This window comes from Prauserella cavernicola (assembly GCF_016595675.1).
GTDB classification, from domain to species: domain Bacteria; phylum Actinomycetota; class Actinomycetes; order Mycobacteriales; family Pseudonocardiaceae; genus Prauserella_A; species Prauserella_A cavernicola.
Map to the genome: position 1 here is coordinate 657617 of NZ_JAENJH010000003.1, position 22068 is coordinate 679684.

Here is a 22068-nt window from a genome sequence, read left to right on the forward strand (position 1 = left end):
GGTGAACCCGCCCCGTGCGGTGAAGGGCACCTCGTGCGGTGAAGGGCACCTTTACTGCATTGAACGCAGTAAAGGTGCCCTTCACCGCGGTTGACCGCGGTCGGCTAGCGGGCGTTGAAGGTGTCCGGGTCCGGGCCCGTGCGTTCGCCTCGGTCCAGTTCGCCCAGCGCGGCGAGGTCGTTCTCGTCGAGCGCGAAACCGAAGATGTCGAGGTTCTCGCGCATCCGCGAGGGCGTCACCGACTTCGGGATGATGATGTCGCCGAGCTCCAGGTGCCAGCGCAGCACCACCTGGGCGGGCGTGCGGCCGTGCTTGGTGGCCACCGCGGTCACCGCCGGGTCGGCGAGCAGGTCGCCGCCCTTGGCCAGCGGGCTCCACGCCTCGGTGAGGATGCCGTGCTCCGCGTGGTAGGCGCGGGCCTCGACCTGTTGCAGGTACGGGTGCAACTCGATCTGGTTCACCGCGGGCACCACCTGCGACTCGCGGGCGAGGCGTTCGAGGTGGTGGGGCTGAAAGTTCGAGACGCCGATGGCCCTGGCCCTGCCGTCGGCGTGGATCTGCTCGAAGGCCCGCCACGTGTCGACATAGCGATCAAGCTCCGGCACCGGCCAGTGGATGAGGTACAGGTCGACGTGGTCGAGGCCGAGTTCGTGCAGGCTCGAGTCGAAGGCGCGCAGCGTCTCGTCGTAGCCGTGGTCGCTGTTCCACAGCTTTGTGGTGATGAACAGCTCGTCCCGCGACACCCCCGACCGGGCGATCGCCTTTCCGACGCCCGCCTCGTTGCGGTAGGCAGCGGCCGTGTCGATGCTGCGGTAGCCGGCTTCCAGTGCCGAGGTCACGGCGGCCGCCGTCTCGTCGACGGGAACCTGGAAGACCCCGAAGCCGACCTGCGGCAGTCGCACGCCGTTGTTGAGCGTGACAGCGGGGACGTCGGTCATCGCTTTTCACTTCCTTTCCCAGCGAATCGCTACTACTCGAGTCTCCCCGAGTCGCCGGGCTCCGGCAGCACGGCCCTGGGCCGTTCGGGTTTCCCTCCGCGACGATCCGCGAGGCGATGCGCGGCACCGGCGGCCACCGCCGCGACCAGCACGCCCGCGACGCAGGCGAGCGTGAGCGGACCCCACGCGGCGAACGACGAGTCCGGTGCTCTCGCCGTGCCCACCGCGACCACGGCGAGGGCCGCGAGCAGCAGCACCAGTGCGGCGAACGCGCGGCCCGGCCGGTAGCCGTAGCCGGAGAACCAGCGCTGCAGCCCACTCCACAGCCGCACCGCGAAGCCGAACACCAGTTCGTCGTCGGCGATGGCCGCGTAGTGGTACTGGTGCTTGCGCGAGAGCACTGTGCGGGCACGGTCGTCCTCACCGCTGGCTCGCAGTGCGCAGGCGAGCTGGTCGTACGGGCCGGGCTGGTGGAAGGCCATCGCGCGGTGCAGCAGCGCCGCGCCCTCGCCACCCCTCAGCGTGTCCGGCACGCGCAGCAGGTCGTAGCGGAAGTCGGTCAGCCCGATACCCGCCGTGGCCTGCCACAGACTCGGCGCGGCGCTGAGCACGCGGCAGCGCGCGCCGCGCAGGTCCACCGTGCCCGTGCGGATCTCGGCCGGCCACAGCACGAACTCGGCGGCCTCGGCGCGGGTGGCGTCCAGCGCGACCCACGGCGGGCCGCCCGCGTCGAGCACGGCGCCGGTGAGGTCGAGGGCCCCGCCCGCGATCGCGCCGTGCACGCTCACCCCGCCGTCGGCGTGCAGTGGCCTGCCGCTCGTGGCCAGCCGCAGGTCGCCGCCGATACGAGCCGAGCGCAGGTCCACCGACCTGTCGCAGTGCGGGGTGTCCGAGAACCACGTGCCGCTCAGATCCACGTCCCCGCCCGTGCCGAGTCCCGGCAGCTGCACCGCACCCGCGACCCGCCCGCCCGTGATCAGCAGGTCTCCCTCGATGTTCGCGTTGGCCGCCGTCAGCACCTCGTGGCCCGGCGCGGCGAGCGTCGCGCCCGACAGCACCACGGTGCCGCCCACCCTCGCGCCGGAGGCGAGCACCTGACCGTGCACCGCGAGTCCCGCCGCGTCGAGATCGCCGTCGACGTGGACCCTGCTCGCCTCGACGATCGGCTGGTCGGGCCTGCCCTTGCCGAGCCGGGCACTGCGCAGCACCAGATCGCCGCCGGCGTGTGCGCCCGAGAGCGACAGCGTGCCCGCGAGCCGCGCCTGCGTGAGGTCGAGGTCGCCACCCGCGCGCAGGCCCCGCAGTTCGAGCTCGCCGATGGCGTCCAGCCCGCGCGCGACGAGGGAGCCGCCGACCGAGAGCCGCTCGGCGTGCAGTGCGGCCCCGCCGGGGTGGTGCAGGCGGCTGCCGGTCAGCACCACCGACCCACCCACGTCGGTGTCCACCAGTTCGAGCTCGCCCTGTTCTCGCACCTCGCAGTCGCGCAGCCGGACATCGCCCCGCACGCGCAGGTTGCGGGCGCGCAGCCCCGGCAGCGTGCACTGTGCGAGATGCAGACCGGTCAGGTCCGCGTCGCGTACGTCGGGTGCTCCGGAGAAGTCGCAGCGGACGAACCGCAACAACAGGAGCAGCCCGCACGCCCGCAGGTCGAGCGCGCCGCGGACGGTGACGTCGCGGAACTCGACGAGGGTCTGCTCGCCCGCGGCGTGGATCCGGTGGCGCACCTCGGCGGCGGTCAGTTCTCTCTTGATCGTGGGAACGGCGTCGAGTTCGGCGTCGAACGGCATGCGCACCCCCCGCTCGCAACTGGAGTACCTCCAGGGGAACCCACCGTGCGCCCCACCGCAAGAGCACCGGGCTGTCCGGGGGACCCGCGCCCGTGTCAGCCGCGGAACTCCACCCAAATGCCGGACCGGCCGGTGAAATTGGTTCGCACCGCCGATCACTCGATGTCCTTCGCGGGTTTTCGCACCTTTCGCGGTGGTTCACTGCGCCTGGGCGGAACGCGTTCGGCCGCCGCGAATCCGGGCTCCACAGTGGCCGGGTGCGCTCGCGCGAGCCACCGCCGGGTCGCCCAGGTGGCCTATACTCAGCGGAATTCTGTCCGGACGAGCGTGGGGTTTGTTGCCTTGCCGAAAGTTTCGCAACCGCTGACGCTGCGCTGGCACGGCGAGCCCGCGCGCGGGGAGGAACAGGCCGTGCTCGCCGCGCTCGCCCCGGCGAAGGCGGATCGCTACGAGCTCGCCGTGGGCCCCCGGCGCACGCGGACGGTCACCTACCTCGACACGGTCGACTGGCGGTTGCACGCCAAGGGAATCGTGCTGAGCCACGAGCGTGCATCCGGGCCCGGCACGCTGACGGTGGACGGCCGGGGCGAGGAGAACAGCACGCGGCTGACGGAGTCGCCGCAGTGGCCCGCCAGGGTCGAGCAGCTGCCCGAGGGCGAGGTGCGCGACGGCGTCGCCGCCGCGATGTGGGTGCGCGCGGTCGCGCCGGTGGTGCGCGCCCGCGTCGTCTCCCGCGAGGTCGCCGTGCTCGACGACGAGCGCAAGACCGTCGTCCGCCTGGACTGGGTCGAGCTCACCGGCACCGAACCGTCGGCGACGCGGCCGCTCGTGCGAGTGACGCTGCGGCCCGTGCTCGGCTATGGCGGTGCGGCCAAGCGGGTGCGCAAGGCGCTGGAGGCCTGCGGGGACTTCGCCGAGATCGAGGACGGCGGCGCGTACGCCACGCTGCTGGAGGCCGAGGGCATCGCGCCGGAGGAGTCGGCGCCGCCCGCGATCTCCGCGGACATGCCTGCCGACGTCGCGGTGGCCACGGCACTGCACGGCTTCGCCGGGGTGATCGCGGTGAACGTCGACGGCGTGCTCGACGACATCGACACGGAGTTCCTGCACGACCTGCGGGTCGCGGTGCGCCGGACGCGCTCGCTGCTCAAACTCGCGGGCGACGTGCTGCCTCCCGAGCTCGTGCGGCGCTACGGATCCGGCTTCAAGTGGCTCGGCGACGCCACCACGCCCACCCGGGACCTGGACGTCTACCTGCTGGAGTTCGACACCCTGGCCGCCGGGCTCGTGGCGGGCGAGCCCGGCGACCTGGCGCCCTTCGGCGAGCTGCTGGCCTCCGAGCGGGAGAAGGCGCGCCGGGCGCTCGCGCGGACGCTGCGCTCCCAGCGCTTCACCCGGTTGATCGAGGGCTGGCAGGCCGGGCTCGCCGACGTGCTGGAGCGGGACTGGTCCGAACAGGACGGTCGGCTCACCGCCGAGGCGCTCGCCGCCGAGCGGGTGCGGGGCATGGTCGCCAAGGTGATCAAGCGGGCGAAGGCCATCACGCCGGACTCGCCTGCGGAGGACGTGCACCGGCTGCGCAAGCGGTGCAAGGAGCTGCGGTACCTGCTCGAGGTCGTCAAGCCGGTGTGCGACGCGACGGCTCACCGCGCGGTGATCAAGGACCTCAAGAAGGTGCAGGACGTGCTCGGCGCGTTCCAGGACGGCGAGGTGCAGAGCCACTCGCTGCGCGACTACGCCGAGCGGCTCCAGTCCTCGGGCCGTCCTCCCGCGGCGACGTTGCTCGCGATGGGCGAGCTGTCCGCGAGTTTCGTGACCATGCAGCGGCAGGCTCGTCACGACCTCACCGGAGCGCTGCGGAAGTTCCTCGGTCCGGCCACCCACGAGCGCATCGAGGACCTGCTGCCGTGAAGGTGGTCGCGTCGTACAACGTCAAGGGCGGTGTCGGCAAGACGACCGCGGCGGTGAACCTCGCCTACCTCGCGGCCGCGCGGGGCCACCGCACCGTGCTCTGGGACCTCGATCCCCAGGGTGCGGCGACGTTCCTCTTCCGCGTCAAGCCTCGCGTCAAGGGCGGCAGCACCAAGCTCGTCGGCGGGGCACGACCGGTGGAGGCGGCGCTCAAGGGCACCGACTTCGAGGGCCTCGACCTGCTGCCGGCCGACTTCACCTACCGCAACATGGACCTCGACCTCGCGCGGTCGCACTCGAGCGGCAAGCGGGCCGGCCGGGCGCTCTCCGGGCTGCTGGACGAGCTGGCAGGCGACTACGACCTCGCGTTCCTCGACACCCCGCCGAGTCTGTCGCTGGTGTCGGAGAACGTGCTGCACGCCGCGGATCTGGTGCTGGTGCCGATCATCCCGACCGTGCTGGCGGCGCGCACGTTCGACCAGCTCGCCGACTTCGTCGGCACGTTCGAGGGCGACCGGCCCGACGTGCACGGCTTCTTCTCGATGACAGACCGGCGCAAGGCGCTGCACCGTGAGCTGATCGCGACCCTGCCGGGCGAGCGGGAGGGCGTGAGTTCCACGTCGATCCCCGCGCTGGCGGTGATCGAGCAGATGGCGGTGCGGCGCGCGCCGCTGCCGGCGTACGCGCCGAGCGGCCCGGCCACCCGCGCCTACGAGCAACTCTGGACCGATGTCGAGCAGATCCTCGACCTCTAAGCTGGCCCGGTGACCGAACAGGGCGATCTCGTCGCCGAGCGCTACCGGTTGCTGGCCCCGATCGGCAGGGGCGGCATGGGCGTGGTCTGGCGGGCGCGCGACGAGCGGCTGGACCGGCCGGTCGCGGTGAAGGTGCTGCTGGTCGACTCCGGAGCCGACGAGCAGGCCATGCGCCGCGCGATGCGCGAGGGCCGCGTCGCCGCGAAGCTGAGGCACCCGCACGCGATCATGGTGCACGACGTGGTGGAGCACGACGGGAAACCGTGCCTGGTCATGGAGTTCCTGCCCGCGAAGAGCCTCGCGGCCGTGCTCGCCGAGCGGGGGCCGTTGCCCGCCGACGAGATCGCGCGACTCGGGGCGCAGGTGGCCTCGGCGCTGGCGGCCGCGCACGCCGAGGGCATCGTGCACCGCGACGTCAAGCCCGCCAACGTGTTGCTCGCCGACGACGGCACCGCCAAGATCGCCGACTTCGGCATCTCCCGTGCCGTCGGCGAGGCCACCGTGACCGGCGCCGGGCTCATCGCGGGTACCCCGGCCTACCTGGCGCCCGAGGTGGCCGCGGGCGGCGAGGCGAGCTTCGCCTCCGACGTGTTCTCCCTCGGCGCCACGCTCTACGCGGCGCTGGAGGGCAGGCCCCCGTTCGGCGACGACGAGAACCCGATCGCGCTGCTGCGGCGGATCGCCGACGGCGCGAGCGTCCCGCCGTCTCGGCCAGGTCCGCTCGCCGACGTGCTGTCGTGGCTGTTGCGCACCGAACCCGGGCAGCGGCCGGAGATGGCGACGGCCCACGACGCGCTCGCCGCCGTGGCCGAGGGAAGGTCCGTCTCGCCGCCGCCTGCGCGCGGCGCGACTCTGGTGCTGCCTGCGCGCGGACCGCGCCGGCGGACCGTCGTGGCAGGCGCGGCGGGCGCCGCGCTCGTGGCGGCCGGGGTGGTGATCGGGGTGCTCATCGGCTCGCCGGGGGAGCCGTCCGGAGAGGCCGCGCCGAGTGAGCGGCCTCCGGTCGAGCCCACGGCGCCGGAGTCGACAGCGCAGTCCCCGACGTCGGAGTCGTCGCTCGGCTGCGAGGCGCGCTACACGGTCACCGGCTCCTGGCCGGGCGGGTTCCAGGCCGAGGTGACCGTGCGCAACACCGGCGCCGGCAGCCTGACCGGGTGGACGGTGAGCTGGGAGCTGTCCGAGGGCCAGACCGTGACCGACGCGTGGAACGGCGAGCTCGCGCGCGAGGGCTCGGCCGTCACGGTGCGCAACGCCGACTGGAACGCCGTGGTGTCCGAAGGCGGTTCCGTGGCGTTCGGCTTCAACGGCGGGACCGAGTCGGCCGAGGTCGTGCGGCCCTCGGTCAGCTGCTCCGGGGACTGACCCGGGGTCGGCAGTCCACTTGGGACGGTCACTGTCCGCTCGGGTGATCACCGTGCGCACGCCGCGACCACGCCCCCGATAAGGTGATCAGCAAGGGGGCTCCGGACTCAGGAGGACAGCGCATGGCGCAGAACGATCCCGACATCGTGCCCGAGGGTGTGGACCTGGACCACCCGAACCCGGCGCGGATCTACGACTGGTACCTCGGCGGCACCACCAACTGGGCCATCGACCGCGAGTTCGGCGCCAAGGCCGTCGAGACCTTCCCGATGGTGCGCACCCTCGCCAGGGTCGGCAGGGAGTTCCTCGGCAGGGGCGTGCAGCACATCGCCAACCAGGGCGTCACGCAGTTCCTCGATCTCGGCTCCGGCGTGCCCACCGTGGGCAACGTGCACGAGATCGCCGACTCGGTGAACCCCGACAGCCGGTGCGTCTACGTCGACAACGAGCCCGTCGCGATCGCGCACTCGCAGGTGCTGCTGGAGCGGCAGGGCGACCCGACGCGGCACGCGGCACTGCACGGTGACCTGCGCAAGGTCGACGAGATCTGGGAGAACGCGCTGGACACCGGCGTGCTCAACCCGACGCAGCCGATGGGCCTGATCCTGTCCGGCGTCCTGTACTTCTTCGGCCCCGACGACGACCCGCACGGCATCGTCGCGCGCTACCGGGACCTGCTGCCGTCGGGCTCCTACATCCTCATCTCGCACATGACCGTCGACGGCGTGCCGGAAGAGGGCGAGATCAAGCGCGAGGAGGTGCGCAAACAGTACGAGCGCTCCAGCTCGCGGCTGTTCGTGCGCAGCAGGGAAGAGTTCACGCGGTTCTTCGACGGCTTCGAACTCGTCGACCCCGGTGTGGTCTGGGTGCCGGAGTGGCGGCCCGAGGAGCGGCCCTCGCCCGCCACGGAGGAGTACCGGGAGAACCCGCCCGCCAGCAGCGCCTTCGCCGCGCTGGGCCGCAAGCCCTGAGGTCCGTGCCCGCGCCGGCCCGGGGGAGCCGGCGCGAGGGCGCGCGGGATCACTGCGCGGCGTAGCCGCCGTCGACCAGGTGGTAGCTGCCGGTGATGAACGTGGCCGCGTCGCTGGCGAGGAACGCGACCAGCCCGGCCACCTCCTCCGGGGTGCCGAGGCGGCCGACCGCGTGCTTGCTCGCGAGCAGCGTCTTGGTCTCCTCGTCGAGGTTGGCCTCCAGCAGCGGTGTCGTGATGAAACCGGGCCCGACGGCCGTGACGCGCACGCCCTGGTCCGCGTACTCCAGCGCGGCGTTCTTGGTGAGGCCGAGCAGCGCGTGCTTGGTGGTGACGTAGGCCGTCGAGGTCGGGAAGCCGACGCTGCCCAGCACCGAGGCCATGTTGACGATGGAGCCGCCCCCGTTCGCCGCGATCGCGGGGACCTGCTCGCGCAGCGCGTAGAAGACGGCGTCGAGGTTCACCGAGAGCACGCGGCGCCAGTCCTCGGGCGAGACCTCGGCGGTGGGCTTGGCCTCGCCGCCGATGCCGGCGTTGTTGACCGCGATGCGCAGCGGCGCCAGCGCCTGTGCGGCCTCGACGCTGCGCCGCACGGTGTCGAGGTCGCTCACATCGCCGACGAAGGGCGCGGCCTTGCCACCCTTGGCGGTGATCTCGTCGGCCACCTGCTTCGCGACGGCCTCGTTGAGGTCGAACACGAGCACCGCGGCCCCACTGGCGGCGAGCTCGAGCGCCACGGCCCTGCCGATGCCGGACCCGCCGCCGGAGACGATCGCCGAGCGGCCCGCCACGTCGTAGACAGCCATTGCACTGCTCCGTTCCTTGCTGGTTCTGATACTCGAATTTTAGTTCAACTTTGTATCTCTTGCCTGGAAACGACTGCGAGATCACACCGGTGCTCAGCTAACCTGGCGCCGTACTCGTTCGCAGGTCAGGAGGGTTCGTTGTCAGGCTTTCGATTGACGTCGGCGTCGCTCACCGGTCCGGTGGCGCGCGGCCTCATCCACGAGCTCAACGCCGAGCTGGCCGCCACTTACCCCGAGGAGGGCGCCAACCACTTCCGGCTCGACCCTGAGGAGGTCGGCCCCGGCAGAGGCGCGTTCCTCGTGGCGAGCGACGTCCGCACGGGCGTTCCACTCGGCTGCGGTGCCGTGCGGTTGCTCGAACCCGGCCTGGCGGAGGTCAAGCGCATGTACGTGAGGCAGGCCGCCCGCGGCCGCGGAGTCAGCAAGGCGCTGCTCGCGGAGCTCGAGGCACGCGCACTCGCCCTCGGCGTCACCCGCCTCGTGCTCGAGACCGGCACCCGGCAGGCGCAGGCCATCGGGCTCTACCTCGGCTCGGGCTTCTCCGACATCGAGCGCTACGGCGAGTACGTCGGTTCCGAGCTGAGCCGGTGCATGGCGAAGTCGATCGCCTGAACACGCCCGTTACAAGCCCGTTGAAAAACGTCCGGAACCACTGAGACCGGGCTTTCGACACGCGGAAATTCACCAGGGAAAAGGGTTCTGGCCTCGTCGCGAAGGGCTCGCCACGCGGTCGGCCCGAGCTTAGACTTCGTGCTTGCGCGTACCCCGGACAGTGTGACGGGCCGCGTCACCGCATCCGTGGAACCGGGAGGTGATGCGTGTGTCCACTTCACCCACCGATTCCCGCCGGGACAGCACCAGGCTCAGGCTGCTGCTCGTCGAGGACCACTCCATGGTCGCCATGGCTCTGGGTTCGGCGTTCGACACGGTCGACGACATCGTGCTCGTCGGCCATGTCGCGTCCGTCAAGCAGGCCGTCGCGGCCACGGAACGCCAGCGTCCCGACGTCGTGCTGCTCGACCGCAGGCTGCCCGACGGTGACGGCATCGACGCGATCGCCAGGCTGCGCGCCGGGTCTCCGCAGACCAGAGTGCTGATCTTCACCGGCGCCGCTGATCCCGGCCTCGCCGAGCGCATCGCCGAGGCAGGCGGAGCCGGGCTGTTGCTGAAGGCAGGTCTGCTGGAGGACCTGCTGGACACCATCCGGCGGGTGGCCGCCGGACAGGACGTCTTCGACGTCGACTCACCAGGCCGGTAGCTGCCGTGGTGTGGTGAAGGAGGTACGCCGATGGCACAGCGAGCGTCGGAACACCGACAACCGGGCAAGGACGGCGCCGCACACGACGAGGAGCGGCTCCAGGAGTTGCTGGACGGGCTCAAGGCGGTGCGCGACGGTGACTTCAGCACGCGACTGCCCCGGGTCGGCGACGTGCTGCTCGACGAGATCTCCACCGTGTTCAACGGGATGGTCGACCAGCTCTCGTTGTTCACCTCCGAGGTCACCAGGGTGGCCCGCGAGGTCGGCACCGACGGCAAGCTCGGCGGCCAGGCCGAGATTCCCGCCCTCTCCGGGACGTGGAAGGACCTGACCGAGTCGGTCAACGCGATGGCCAGCAACCTCACCGCACAGGTGCGCGACATCGCGGGTGTCGCCACCGCCGTGGCGAACGGCGATCTGTCGCAGAAGATCACCGTGCACGTCAAAGGCGAGCTGCTGGAGCTGAAGAACACGATCAACACGATGGTGGATCAGCTCTCCTCGTTCGCGGACGAGGTGACGCGCGTGGCGCGCGAGGTCGGCAGCGAGGGCAGGCTCGGCGGGCAGGCCGAGGTGCACGGCGTTGCGGGCACGTGGCGGGATCTGACGACGTCGGTGAACTTCATGGCGGGCAACCTGACCGCGCAGGTGCGCTCGATCGCGGAGGTCACCACGTCGGTGGCGCGCGGTGACCTGTCGCAGAAGATCACCGTGGATGCCCGGGGCGAGATCCTGGAGCTGAAGAACACGATCAACACGATGGTGGACCAGCTCTCCTCGTTCGCCGACGAGGTCACCCGCGTCTCCCGCGAGGTCGGCACCGAAGGCGCACTGGGTGGGCAGGCCGAGGTGCACGGCGTGGCCGGGACCTGGCGGGATCTCACGACGTCGGTGAACCTCATGGCCGACAACCTGACCGACCAGGTGCGCTCCATCGCCCAGGTGGCCACCGCCGTGGCGCGCGGTGATCTGTCGCAGAAGATCACCGTGGATGCCCGGGGCGAGATCCTGGAGTTGAAGAACACGATCAACACGATGGTCGATCAGTTGTCCTCGTTCGCCGATGAGGTCACCCGCGTCGCTCGTGAGGTGGGTACCGAGGGCCGGTTGGGTGGTCAGGCCGATGTGAAGGGTGTGTCGGGCACGTGGAAGGGCCTGACGGAGTCGGTGAACGTGATGGCCGACAACCTGACCGACCAGGTGCGCTCGATCGCGGAGGTCACCACCTCGGTCGCCAGGGGTGATCTGTCGCAGAAGATCACCGTGGACGCCCGGGGCGAGATCCTGGAGCTGAAGAACACGATCAACACGATGGTCGATCAGTTGTCCTCGTTCGCCGATGAGGTCACCCGCGTCGCTCGTGAGGTGGGTACCGAGGGCCGGTTGGGTGGTCAGGCCGATGTGAAGGGTGTGTCGGGTACCTGGAAGGGCCTGACGGAGTCGGTGAACGTGATGGCCGACAACCTGACCGACCAGGTGCGCTCCATCGCCCAGGTGGCCACCGCCGTGGCGCGCGGTGACCTGTCTCAGAAGATCACCGTCGAGGCCAAGGGTGAGGTCGCCGCGCTCGCGCAGGTGATCAACACGATGGTGGACACGCTCTCCGCGTTCGCCGACGAGGTGACGCGCGTGGCGCGCGAGGTCGGCACCGAGGGCATCCTCGGCGGCCAGGCCCGGGTCTCCAACGTGGCGGGGACCTGGAAGGACCTCACCGACAACGTCAACTCGATGGCCAACAACCTCACCGGGCAGGTGCGCTCGATCGCGCAGGTGACCACCGCCGTGGCGCGCGGTGACCTGTCGCAGAAGATCGACGTCGACGCCCGCGGCGAGATCCTGGAGCTCAAGACCACCATCAACACGATGGTCGACACGCTCTCCGCGTTCGCCGCCGAGGTGACCCGCGTGGCCCGCGAGGTCGGCAAGGAGGGGCAGCTCGGAGGCCAGGCCGAGGTCGAGGGCGTGTCCGGAACGTGGAAGCGGCTGACCGAGAACGTCAACGAACTGGCCGAGAACCTCACGCGGCAGGTCCGGGCGATCGCCGGGGTGACCAGCGCTGTCACCACGGGCGACCTCACCCGCTCCATCTCGGTGGAAGCCAAGGGCGAGGTCGCCGAGCTCAAGGACAACATCAACTCGATGGTGCAGTCGCTGCGCGAGACCACGCGGGCGAATCAGGAACAGGACTGGCTCAACACCAACCTCGCGCGCATCTCCGGGCTGTTGCAGGGACATCGCGACATGCGCGCGGTGACCCAGCTCATCATGAACGAGCTGGCCCCGCTCGTCGGCGCCCAGTACGGCACGTTCCTGGTGATGGATGCCGGCGAGGACGGTGCGCGCCTGCGGAGGATCGCGAGCTACGGTCGCGTGGGCAACGGCGCGCAGCCGCTGGAGTTCGACCTCGGCCAGTCGCTCGTCGGCCAGGTCGCGCACACGCGCCGTCCGCTCGTGGTGGAGCAGACGCCGCCGGGTTACGTGCGCATCTCCTCAAGTCTCGGCGAGGCGCCGCCGGTGAACCTCATCGTGCTGCCCATCGTGTTCGAGGACCAGGTGCTCGGCGTGATCGAGCTGGCGTCGTTCACCCGGTTCACCGTGGTGCAGCGCGACTTCCTCGAACAGCTCATGGAGTCGATCGGCGTCAACGTCAACACGATCATCGCCAACGGGCGCACCGACGCGCTGCTGGAGGAGTCGCAGCGGCTCGCGGGCGAGCTGCAGGCCCGCTCGGAGGAATTGCAGGCGCAGCAGGTGAAGTTGCGCCAGTCCAACGCCGAGCTGGAGGACAAGGCGGAGCTGCTGGCGCAGCAGAACCGCGACATCGAGGTGAAGAACTTCGAGATCGAGCAGGCGCGCCAGGAGATCGAGGAACGCGCGCAGCAGCTGGCGCTGGCGTCGAAGTACAAGTCCGAGTTCCTGGCCAACATGTCGCACGAGCTGCGCACGCCGCTGACGAGTCTGCTGATCCTCGCGGGGGTGCTCTCGCAGAACTCGACGCAGAACCTCACACCGAAGCAGGTCGAGTTCGCCAAGGTGATCGAGTCGGCGGGCACCGACCTGCTGCAGCTGATCAACGACATCCTCGACCTGTCGAAGGTCGAGGCGGGCAAGATGGACATCCACCCCGAGCTGGTGCCGCTGCCGCAGCTGCTCGGGTACGTGCAGACGACGTTCCGTCCGCTGACCGCGGACAAGGGCCTCGAGTTCGACGTCGTCATGGATCCCGATGTGCCGGACGAGCTCTACACCGACGAGCAGCGGCTGCGGCAGGTGCTGCGCAACCTGCTCTCCAACGCCGTCAAGTTCACCGACCGGGGCCACGTGGAACTGCGGGTGCGACTCGACAACGCCGAGGCGTCCGGGCGCGATCCCAGCGTGGCGTTCTCGGTCGTGGACACGGGAATCGGGATCGCGCAGGAGAACCTGGGCACGATCTTCAGCGCGTTCCAGCAGGCCGACGGCACCACGAGCAGGCGCTACGGCGGCACCGGGCTCGGGCTGTCGATCAGCAGGCAGGTGGCGAACCTGCTCGGCGGCGAACTCAGGGCACAGAGCCAGTACGGCAAGGGCAGCACCTTCACGCTGTACCTGCCGGTGTCTCCGAGGTTCGAGCTCGCGGCGGAGCCGAGGACCCGGCCGGAGACCGAGCCCGGTGCCGGGGTTCTCGTGGTCGAGGCCGACGAGGACCGGCTGCTAACTCTGCTGGTGCGGGGTTTCGCGGCGGACACGCCCGCCCTGGCCGACTCGCTGCGCATCGACTCGGTGACCACCCCCGACGAAGCCGTGGACGCGCTCAAGCGCGGGAACTACGAGTTCGTGGTTCTCGACGCGAGCCTGCCCGGCGCGGCGGCGATGACGTTCCTGCAGCGGCTCGCCGACACTGCGGAACCGGTGACCGTGCCGGTGCTGGCGCACCCGACGCGCAAGCTGAGTCCGGCGCAGACGCGGTTGCTCGACGCCAGGGCCCGCACGCGGTCGGTCGAACTGCTGTCCTCTTTGGACGAGCTACGTGAGCGCTTCACGGCACTGTTGAGCGCCTCGACGGATGCGGCGGACACGGAGGAGCCCGAGTCGGCGGTGGCCCCGGGAGGGATCACGGGCCTGCACGGACGCAAGGTGCTGCTGATCGACGACGATGCGCGCAACGTGCTGGCGATCGCGGAGATGCTGAAGATGCACGGGATCTCGGTGAGCCACGCGCCGAACGGCCGCAGGGGAATCGAGGCACTGCAACGGAGTCCGGATGTGGACCTGATCCTGATGGACGTGATGATGCCGGAGATGGACGGCCACGCGACCACGGCGGCGATCCGCAAGATGTCGAGGTTCGCGACGCTGCCGATCATCATGGTCACGGCCAAGGCGATGGCGGGTGACCGGGAGAAGAGCCTGGCCGCGGGCGCCAGCGACTACGTCACCAAGCCGGTGAACCCGGACGAACTCCTGAGCTGCATCGGCCGCTGGCTCCCGGACTGATCCCGGTATGCGGTGAAGGGCACCTTTACTGCGTTGAACGCAGTAAAGGTGCCCTTCACCGCAGTCGGGTCAGGTCAGGTGCGGGAGTTGCTGCGCGACCTCTGTCGGGGTCGGCAGGGTCGCGATCTCCGCTCGGACCTGCGTGGCCGCTCTGGTCACGGTCTCGTCGGTGACCAGGCGCGTCAGCAGTTCCGGCGTCACGTCTCGCGCTGACGCCGACAGACCCGCTCCCCTCGCCGACACCAGGCGTGCGTGGTGGGCCCGGTCGCCCGCCCCCGGCTCGATCAGCTGCGGCACTCCCGCCGCGAGCGCGGCCAGCAGCGTTCCCGCGCCGCCGTGGTGGACGATCGCGGCGCACGTCGGCAGCACCTCGGGGATCGGCACCCAGCCGAGCGCCGAGACGTTGGGCGGCAACGGTTTTCTCGTCAGTCGTGCCGACGGCCGGACGAGGACCACCTCGGCCTCGACTCCCTCGGCCGCGCGCGCGAGCGCGGCCATCATCCTGCCGCCTCCCGGGCCCGCGACCGTGCTGCGGCTGACCAGGATCCTCGGCACAGCGGGCTGCTCGGCGAGCCACGCGGGCACCTCGCCCTTGCCGCTGTAGGGCACCGGGCGCAGCGGGATCGTCCGGACGTCCGGTGTCTCGAACGTGCCCAGGCTCGGCGGGGTCGTGCGCAGCACGGCAGCGGGCTTCGGCAGCGGGAGGCGGAGCCGGGCCGCGATCGCCGCGGTGAGCGCGACGCTGTCGAACAGCGACGTGTCGTGCACGGCGGCGGGCACGCCCTGGTGGCGTGCGGCGATCGCGCCCGCCACGGCGAGCGGCTCGTGCACCACGAGATCCGGTTTCCACTGCCCCGCCAGCGACACCACCTCGCCCGACATCTGCTCGCCCGCCGTCGCGAAGAGCCGCGAGACGAAGTCGAGCCCGCCCGCACCCGCCGCCTCGGCCTTCGCCAGCCGAGGGTGGGTGAGTGCGATCCGCAGCCCGGCGCGGTTGAGCCGCACGCCGGAGGCGACGTCGGCCACCTCGACGCCTGCCTCGCGCACCGCGAGCGCGGGTCCACCCGCGGCCACGAGCACGTCGTGCCCGGCCTCGCGCAGCGCGAGCGTGAGCGGCACCAGTGGAAAGGCGTGCCCCAGCAGCGGCGCCGACACGAGGAGAACTCTCATGCCGTGAGCGTACTACGCCTGTAGTGAAAATACTACATCCGTAGTGTCAGCGGTCCGGGACGACGATGCCGTACTCGTGGATCTTCCGGTAGATCGTCGCCCTCGAGATGCCGAGCAGTTTGGCCGCCCTGACCTTGTTGCCGCCCGCGTCCTCGAGCCCGCGCACGATCGCGTCGCGTTCCACGGTCTCGAACCGGTTCAGTGACCTGCGCGCGATCGTGTGGTACTCGGCGGGCAGGTCGCTCGGCTGGATGACGCCCGTGCGCCGCCGCTTCGCGATCTGCTTGAGCACGCGGTAGAGCTGCGCGGTGTTGCCCGGCCAGTCCGAGCGCAGCAACAGGTGCATCGCCGCGGGCGAGCACGTCAGGTGCCCGCCGCGCGAGAGCTTGCTCAGCAGCAGCGGCACCAGCTCGTTGAGGTCCTCCACGTGCCTGCGCAGCGGTGGCACAGACACGGTGCGAGGAAAGAACGTCAGCAGTTCGGTGAGCTCGGGCCTGCTCTCGGCGTCGGGGCCGAGCGTGATCGTCACCCACGGAACCCGCCCGCCCTCGGCGCGGGAGCGCGCCTCGCGCAGCGTGGCGACGAGCATGGTCAGCTCGGTCTGCGAGAGCCGGTCCGCGTGCCGGAGCACGAGGGTGTCCACCGGGTCGTCGAGCAGATCCGCTCGGAGGTCGCCTGCCCAGTCCGTCCCCGCCTGCGCGTCGATGGTGTGCAGCCGGCCGGTCGGGTTGCGGCGGTGGTGCACGCCGCGCGCGAGCGTGGCCCTGCCGGTGCCTGGCTCGCCCAGCAACACGAGCCAGTCGCCGCTGCCGTAGCCGGCGTCCACCTCGTGGGCGCTGCGCAACCACGGCGGTGCCGAACCCACCACACCGGGCAGGAACATCGGCAGCATCGGCAGGCTCACGTTCCCGCGTTCCTCGTCGGCGTCGAGCAGTTTCACCGACAGCACACCACCGGCGATCTCGTCGTCACGGTGACCGGGAACCCGGCGGCACGACAGTCGCACCTTGCCGCCGCTGGCCAGCGACACCGTGACCGTGGCGCGGCGTGCCTCGGCCAGCTCGTGGCCCGCCCTGCCGAGCAGCACGGACTGGTCGGCGGGATCGAGCAGCTGCCGCGCGCCGTCGTTCATCATCACCACGTCGTCGTTGAACGCCATGACGATTCCGGTGGTCCGGCGGCAGGTCTGCAGATATGCCTGGAACAGCACGAGCTCCCGCAGGTTGCTGTGGGTCAGCAGAGCCTGCCTCAGCTGTTCCGCCGTCGTGCGCGCCAGCGCCACCAGCAAACCGCCCGCGTCCTTGCGCCAGCACGTCAGGTCGATCGCGCCGATCGTCTTGCCGGAGATCGGGTGCTGGATCGGAACGCCCGCGCACGCCAGGTTCTCGAGGTTCTCGGCGTAGTGCTCGTGGCCGAAGACGTGGGTGGGCCTGCTGTCCTCCAGCGCGGTGCCGATGCCGTTGGTGCCCACGAACCGTTCGCCGTAGCTGAAGCCCGGCACCAGTTCCACGCGCTCGAGGTGGCGGTGCAGGTCGGTGTCGCCGGTGCGCTGGGTCAGCACCACCCCGGTGGGGTCGGTGAGAATGAGACTGATCGGCTGGCCCTGCAACTGGTCGCCGAGCCGCTCCAGCACGGGGGCCGCGCTGTGGATCAGCGGTGTGTCCAGGTCCTGGTCGGCGGTGTAGGGCAGATCGATGTGGTCGGCGGGCACGCCGAACTCGTGGGAGCGCCACCAGGACGCGAGTATCGCTTCCCGCACCTGGTCGGCCTCGACGGTCTCCGAAGTGAGGAACCGGACCCTGATACGGGCCAGTCCCTCGTCGTCGGGCAGTACCGGGGCACGGGGCGCAGGCGCGATGTCCACCACGGTGACCTCCTCCGCCGCCACACCGTTGTGCCGTATCTCCAGCTTAGGTGAGGGGCCGCGTTGAAGGATGTCTCAAATTGAGACACGCCATCGCGTCAGAATGGGGTTCTCATTGATGTTCAGGCACCTGCGGTGGAGGTGTTGCCTCATGACGGATCCCGCACGGTCGATCGAGACCTACAACCCGTGGACCGTGGTGAACGTCGTGTTCCATCATCTCGTCGGAGAAGGCCTGCATCCGACACTCGGGGAAAGTGGCCACCCGGGTGATCCGGCCGCGGAACTGTTGCGTGCATTTGGCATCCGTCCCGCGGCAGAGGGGGACAACCGAATCAACGACGACATTCGCCAGCAGTTGGCCGACCTACGCGAGACGATATTGGATCAGCCCGGCGACCAGGGGTGATATCTCTTCGGTGTTGTCTCATATTGAGACTCGCGCCCACGCCGGGTCGGCATGTAATCGGCTGCGTAGGACGTGTGCCCACGCAAGGAGTGATCAATGAGCCGCCAGAGCGTGGCGAAAGCCCACCAGAAGATCCAGGAGCTTTCCTGGGAGCCGGCTTATCACGAGCCGGTATCGCAGTACGGAACTGACTACACGTTCCGCAAGGCAAAGAAAAAGGACCCGCTCAAGCAGGTTCTGCGTTCCTACTTCCCCATGCAGGAAGAAAAGGATCACCGCGTCTACGGGGCCGAGGACGGCGCGATCAGGGGCAACATGTTCCGCCAGGTCCAGGAACGATGGCTGGAATGGCAGAAATTATTCCTCAGCATCATTCCGTTGCCAGAGATTTCCGCTGCCCGAGCCATGCCGCTGCTGTTCCGCACGGTTCCCAACCCGGAACTGCACAACGGCCAGGCCATCCAGATGATCGATGAGGTCAGGCACTCGACGATTCAGCAGAACCTCAAGCGCCTGTACATGCAGAACTACATCGACCCCGCGGGCTTCAACTCGAGCCTGCGCAACTTCCAGAACGACTACTGCGGCACGATCGGCCGCCAGTTCGCCGAGGGCTTCATCACCGGTGACGCCATCACCGCGGCGAGCATCTACCTGACGATCGTGGCCGAGACGGCGTTCACGAACACACTGTTCGTGGCGATGCCCGCGGAGGCCGCCGCCAACGGGGACTACCTGCTGCCGACGGTGTTCCACTCGGTGCAGTCCGACGAGTCCCGCCACATCAGCAACGGCTACGCGACCCTGCTGATGGCGTTGTCCGACGAGAACAACCACCAGTTGCTCGAACGCGACCTGCGGTACGCGTGGTGGAACAACCACGCCGTCGTGGACGCGGCGATCGGCACGTTCATCGAGTACGGCACGAAGGACCGCCGCAAGGACCGCGAGAGCTACGCGGAGATGTGGCGCAGGTGGATCTACGACGACTACTACCGCAGCTACCTGGTTCCGTTGGAGAAGTACGGACTGGTGATTCCGCACGACCTCATCGAAGAGGCGTGGAACCGGATCTGGAACAAGGGATACGTGCACGAAGTCGCCCAGTTCTTCGCCACGGGCTGGCTCGCCAACTACTGGCGGATCGACCCGATGACCGACGAGGACTTCGAGTGGTTCGAGAGCAAGTACCCCGGCTGGTACGACAAGTACGGCAAGTGGTGGGAGAACTACAACCGGCTGTCGGTGCCGAACGGACATCACCCGATCGTCGCCGAGGACGTCGACTACGTGTACCCGCACCGCTGCTGGACGTGCATGGTGCCGTGCCTCGTTCGCGAGGACATGGTGACGGACAAGGTCGAAGGGCAGTGGCGGACCTACTGCTCGGAGCCGTGCCGGTGGACCGATGTCGAGGCGTTCCGGCCGACCTACCAGGGCCGGCAGACGCCGAACATGGGCCAGCTGGTCGGTTCCCGGGAGTGGGAGACGCTGTACCACGGCTGGAACTGGGCAGACATCGTGTCGGACATGGGCTTCGTCCGTGACGACGGCAAGACCATGGTCGCCCAGCCGCACCTGGACCTCGACCCGAAGAAGATGTGGACACTGGACCACCTGCGCCGTATGCCCGAGGTGCAGAGCCCGAACGTGGTGCTCAACCAGATGAGCGACGACGAGCGGGCCGCGTTCCAGGCCGACTACAACCGTCAGGGACCGGCCGGGCGTCCGGCGCCGGCCCAGACCTGACCTCGCCGGTCGTGGTGAGGCAGCCATGGGAGACAAGCATGTGGTCCGGTTCGAGCCGGTGGGCATCGAGATCGAGGCGGACGAGGAGCAGACGATCCTCCGAGCGGCGGCCGAGCAGGGCGTCATGCTCATGCACGGTTGCAAGGAGGGTCAGTGCGCCTCATGCAAGTCCTTCATCCTCGACGGTGAGGACGTCGAGCACGATCGCTATTCCACGTTCGCTCTGCCCGATTTCGAGAAGGAGGAGGGTTTCACACTCCTGTGCAGGGCACACGCCTACGAGGATCTGACGATCGAGCTGCTGAACTACGACGAGGAGATGATCCACTCCGGACTGCCGATCCAGCAGGCGGTGGCCGAAGTGGTGTCGAACGAGCGGGTCACGCACGACATGCGCCATCTGGTGGTGCGGTTGGTGGAGCCGACAGACCTGAAGTTCTTTCCCGGCCAGTACGTGGACTTCAGCGTCCCCGGCACCGGCGAGACCCGCTCGTTCTCCATGGCCAACACCTCCAGCAGGGAAGGCGGCCTGCTGGAGTTCGTCATCAAGATCTACCCCGGCGGCCTGTTCTCCGGCTTCCTGGACACCGAGGTCGCGGTCGGTGACCGGCTGGAGATCAGCGGGCCGTTCGGGGTCTTCACCCTGCGCGACGCGCCCGACGCGCCGCTGGTCTTCGTCGGTGGTGGTGCCGGGATGGCGCCGATCCTGGCGTTGCTGCGGTCCATGGCCGAACGCGGCATCGACCGCAAGACGACCTTCTACTACGGCGCCCGCGGCCGCCGGGACCTCTGTTTCGACGAGGAACTGACGGCGCTGGAGGAGAAGCTGCCCGGCTTCCGTTACGTGCCCGCGTTGTCCGAGTCTGGCGACGACGACGGCTGGACCGGCGAGACCGGTCTGATCACCGACGTCGTGCGCAGGCTCGAGGGTGACCTGACGGGCATCGACGCGTACGTGTGCGGGCCTCCACCGATGGTCGAGGCCGCGCTCGAGCTGTTGCCGCAGTTGGGCGTCGCCGACAAACGCGTCTTCTACGACAAGTTCACGACTACCGCCGAAGGGACGACCCCATGACCACCACGCATGAACGCAGCGTGCCGAAGCCCGTCTTCACCGACGCGGAGGCGGGCGCGAAGGTGTTCCCGGACTCGGAGCTGCGCCGGTTCAACTACTTCACGCCGCAGAAGCGGAAGCAGAGCCACTACGAGGACGTCACCGTCGAGGTGCAGCCGGACCCGAGGCACTACCTCACCCAGGGCTGGCTCTACGCCTTCGCCGACGGCAGGGGCGGCTACCCGCTCGAGTGGACGGTGCTGAAGGCATGGGGATCGGACCGGCCGATACCGGAGCGCAGCCCCGGCTCGGGCGGCAAGGGCTACGACTGGCCCGCGCTCGGCTGGCACGAGTTCCGCGACCCCAACGAGGAGTGGGAGCTCACGCTCTACCGCTACAACGCCAACGTGGTGCGCCAGCTCAACCAGAACGTCGACGCCGCACGGCAGGCCAAGGCCTTCGACCAGTGGAACCGCAACTGGCGGAACTTCGTGGCACAGCACGTGGGCGCGTGGATGCACGTGGACCACGGGCTCGGCCTGTACCTGTTCGCCAACGCCAACCGCAGGGCGCCGACGAACATGCACAACAACGCGATCTCGGTGAACAGCATGCACCGGATCAGGGCCGCGCAGGACCTCGCGCTCTACAACCTCACTCTCTCCGAGGAGATGGAGGACTTCGACGGCGCCGCTCACCTGACCACGTGGAACGAGGACCCGGCGTGGCAGGGCGTGCGTGAGGTGACCGAGCAGCTCACCGCGATCGACGACTGGTGCGAGGCGATCTTCGCGGCCAACGTCGTGTTCGAGCCGCTGGTGGGGGAGCTGTTCCGCAGCAACCTCGTCCAGCAAGCGGCGCCTGCCAACGGTGACTTCGTCACGCCGACGCTCATCGGTGCGGAGGAGTTCGACTACTCGGAGCGCGACCTCCGGTACACGCGCGTGATGTTCGACCTGCTCGTGAACGACCGCGAGTTCGCCGACCACAACCGCGGCCTGCTCCAGCAGTGGCTGACGCGCTGGGTGCCGCGCTGCCTCTCCGCCGCGCGCACGATGCAGCCGCTGTGGTCGCAGCCCGATGCCAAGCCCCCACGGTTCGAGGACGGTCTCGACCGCGCCAAGAGCCGCTTCAGCGGAATCCTGTCCGATCTGGGACTGCAAGCACCGAAGGAGCTGGGCCAGTGACCACGTTCAAGACCGCCGAGAGCCCGTTCAAATCCGACAACACCGCGTCCAACCGGTGTGGGTTCACCTTGATGAACAACCAGGTCGGCGCGATCGTGGCGGAAGTGATGGAACAGCGGGACAACGTCACCATCACGCCGCTGCCCTCGATGATCCGCGTCGACGCCGACGGCCGCATGGACGTGATCTACAGCGAGGTCGACGAGGCCGCGGGCGAGGAGGAGGGCTGGTTCAACTCCGCCGAGTTCGAGGAGAGCATGTCGACCCACTACGGCCGCATGGTCCACCTCGACGACCGCACGATCATGTTCGCCAACCCCGAGGACGCTGCCGAGTACCTCGACTTCGACCTCAAACCGATCAGCTAGGGGT

At 69.4% G+C, this 22068-nt stretch carries 17 protein-coding genes; 12 read left to right on the top strand and 5 right to left on the bottom strand.

Annotation, left to right across the window (positions count from 1 at the left end; translation table 11 throughout):
- Nucleotides 1–104: 104 nt before the first annotated feature.
- Nucleotides 105–938 (bottom strand): aldo/keto reductase, encoded by an 834-nt coding sequence (locus tag JHE00_RS16520; protein WP_200318934.1) that lies wholly within the window; start codon nt 936–938, stop codon nt 105–107.
- Nucleotides 939–970: 32 nt separating this feature from the next.
- A complete protein-coding gene (locus tag JHE00_RS16525; RefSeq protein WP_200318935.1) occupies nt 971–2725 on the bottom strand; it encodes a hypothetical protein in 1755 nt (584 codons plus the stop codon).
- 342 nt (nt 2726–3067) lie between these two features.
- Here JHE00_RS16525 and JHE00_RS16530 point away from each other — a divergent pair, with 342 nt between their 5' ends.
- From JHE00_RS16530 to JHE00_RS16545, 4 genes are all read left to right on the top strand, one after another.
- A complete protein-coding gene (locus tag JHE00_RS16530) occupies nt 3068–4636 on the top strand; it encodes a CHAD domain-containing protein (RefSeq protein WP_200318936.1) in 1569 nt (522 codons plus the stop codon).
- A complete protein-coding gene (locus tag JHE00_RS16535; RefSeq protein WP_200318937.1) occupies nt 4633–5391 on the top strand; it encodes a ParA family protein in 759 nt (252 codons plus the stop codon). The genes JHE00_RS16530 and JHE00_RS16535 overlap by 4 nt, the downstream gene beginning before the upstream one ends.
- A gap of 9 nt (nt 5392–5400) precedes the next feature.
- Nucleotides 5401–6753, top strand: coding sequence for a protein kinase domain-containing protein (locus JHE00_RS16540; protein WP_200318938.1), 1353 nt, complete (start codon nt 5401–5403; stop codon nt 6751–6753).
- 122 nt (nt 6754–6875) lie between these two features.
- On the top strand, nt 6876–7724 hold the full coding sequence (locus JHE00_RS16545; protein WP_200318939.1) for an SAM-dependent methyltransferase: 849 nt from the start codon (nt 6876–6878) through the stop codon (nt 7722–7724).
- 49 nt (nt 7725–7773) lie between these two features.
- Here JHE00_RS16545 and JHE00_RS16550 read toward each other — a convergent pair whose 3' ends face one another.
- The gene (locus JHE00_RS16550) at nt 7774–8529 is read right to left on the bottom strand and encodes an SDR family NAD(P)-dependent oxidoreductase (RefSeq protein ID WP_200318940.1); all 756 of its coding nucleotides are present in this window, start codon (nt 8527–8529) and stop codon (nt 7774–7776) included.
- A gap of 138 nt (nt 8530–8667) precedes the next feature.
- Between JHE00_RS16550 and JHE00_RS16555 the strand changes: the two genes are divergently transcribed.
- The 3 genes from JHE00_RS16555 to JHE00_RS16565 all read left to right on the top strand — a co-directional run bounded on the left by JHE00_RS16555 (nt 8668) and on the right by JHE00_RS16565 (nt 14263).
- On the top strand, nt 8668–9141 hold the full coding sequence (locus JHE00_RS16555) for a GNAT family N-acetyltransferase (protein ID WP_200318941.1): 474 nt from the start codon (nt 8668–8670) through the stop codon (nt 9139–9141).
- A 208-nt stretch (nt 9142–9349) separates the two neighbouring features.
- Nucleotides 9350–9787 (top strand): response regulator, encoded by a 438-nt coding sequence (locus tag JHE00_RS16560; protein ID WP_200318942.1) that lies wholly within the window; start codon nt 9350–9352, stop codon nt 9785–9787.
- Nucleotides 9788–9817: 30 nt separating this feature from the next.
- Nucleotides 9818–14263, top strand: coding sequence for a HAMP domain-containing protein (locus tag JHE00_RS16565; RefSeq protein WP_200318943.1), 4446 nt, complete (start codon nt 9818–9820; stop codon nt 14261–14263).
- 69 nt (nt 14264–14332) lie between these two features.
- Here JHE00_RS16565 and JHE00_RS16570 read toward each other — a convergent pair whose 3' ends face one another.
- Together JHE00_RS16570 and JHE00_RS16575 are read right to left on the bottom strand one after the other, a co-directional pair.
- Nucleotides 14333–15433, bottom strand: a complete 1101-nt coding sequence (locus JHE00_RS16570; RefSeq protein ID WP_200318944.1) for a nucleotide disphospho-sugar-binding domain-containing protein — start codon at nt 15431–15433, stop codon at nt 14333–14335.
- Between the two features lie 46 nt (nt 15434–15479).
- On the bottom strand, nt 15480–17297 hold the full coding sequence (locus tag JHE00_RS16575; protein ID WP_372440464.1) for a sigma-54-dependent Fis family transcriptional regulator: 1818 nt from the start codon (nt 17295–17297) through the stop codon (nt 15480–15482).
- Between the two features lie 151 nt (nt 17298–17448).
- Between JHE00_RS16575 and JHE00_RS16580 the strand changes: the two genes are divergently transcribed.
- From JHE00_RS16580 to mimD, 5 genes are all read left to right on the top strand, one after another.
- Nucleotides 17449–17706, top strand: coding sequence for a hypothetical protein (locus JHE00_RS16580; protein WP_200318945.1), 258 nt, complete (start codon nt 17449–17451; stop codon nt 17704–17706).
- Nucleotides 17707–17802: 96 nt separating this feature from the next.
- Nucleotides 17803–19455 (top strand): ferritin family protein, encoded by a 1653-nt coding sequence (locus JHE00_RS16585; protein ID WP_200318946.1) that lies wholly within the window; start codon nt 17803–17805, stop codon nt 19453–19455.
- 25 nt (nt 19456–19480) lie between these two features.
- On the top strand, nt 19481–20530 hold the full coding sequence (locus tag JHE00_RS16590; RefSeq protein ID WP_200318947.1) for an NADH:ubiquinone reductase (Na(+)-transporting) subunit F: 1050 nt from the start codon (nt 19481–19483) through the stop codon (nt 20528–20530).
- On the top strand, nt 20527–21696 hold the full coding sequence (locus JHE00_RS16595) for a ferritin family protein (protein ID WP_200318948.1): 1170 nt from the start codon (nt 20527–20529) through the stop codon (nt 21694–21696). Before JHE00_RS16590 ends, JHE00_RS16595 begins: the two co-directional genes overlap by 4 nt.
- Nucleotides 21693–22064, top strand: coding sequence for a propane 2-monooxygenase effector subunit MimD (mimD, locus tag JHE00_RS16600; RefSeq protein ID WP_200318949.1), 372 nt, complete (start codon nt 21693–21695; stop codon nt 22062–22064). Before JHE00_RS16595 ends, mimD begins: the two co-directional genes overlap by 4 nt.
- The last annotated feature ends 4 nt before the right edge of the window (nt 22065–22068 follow it).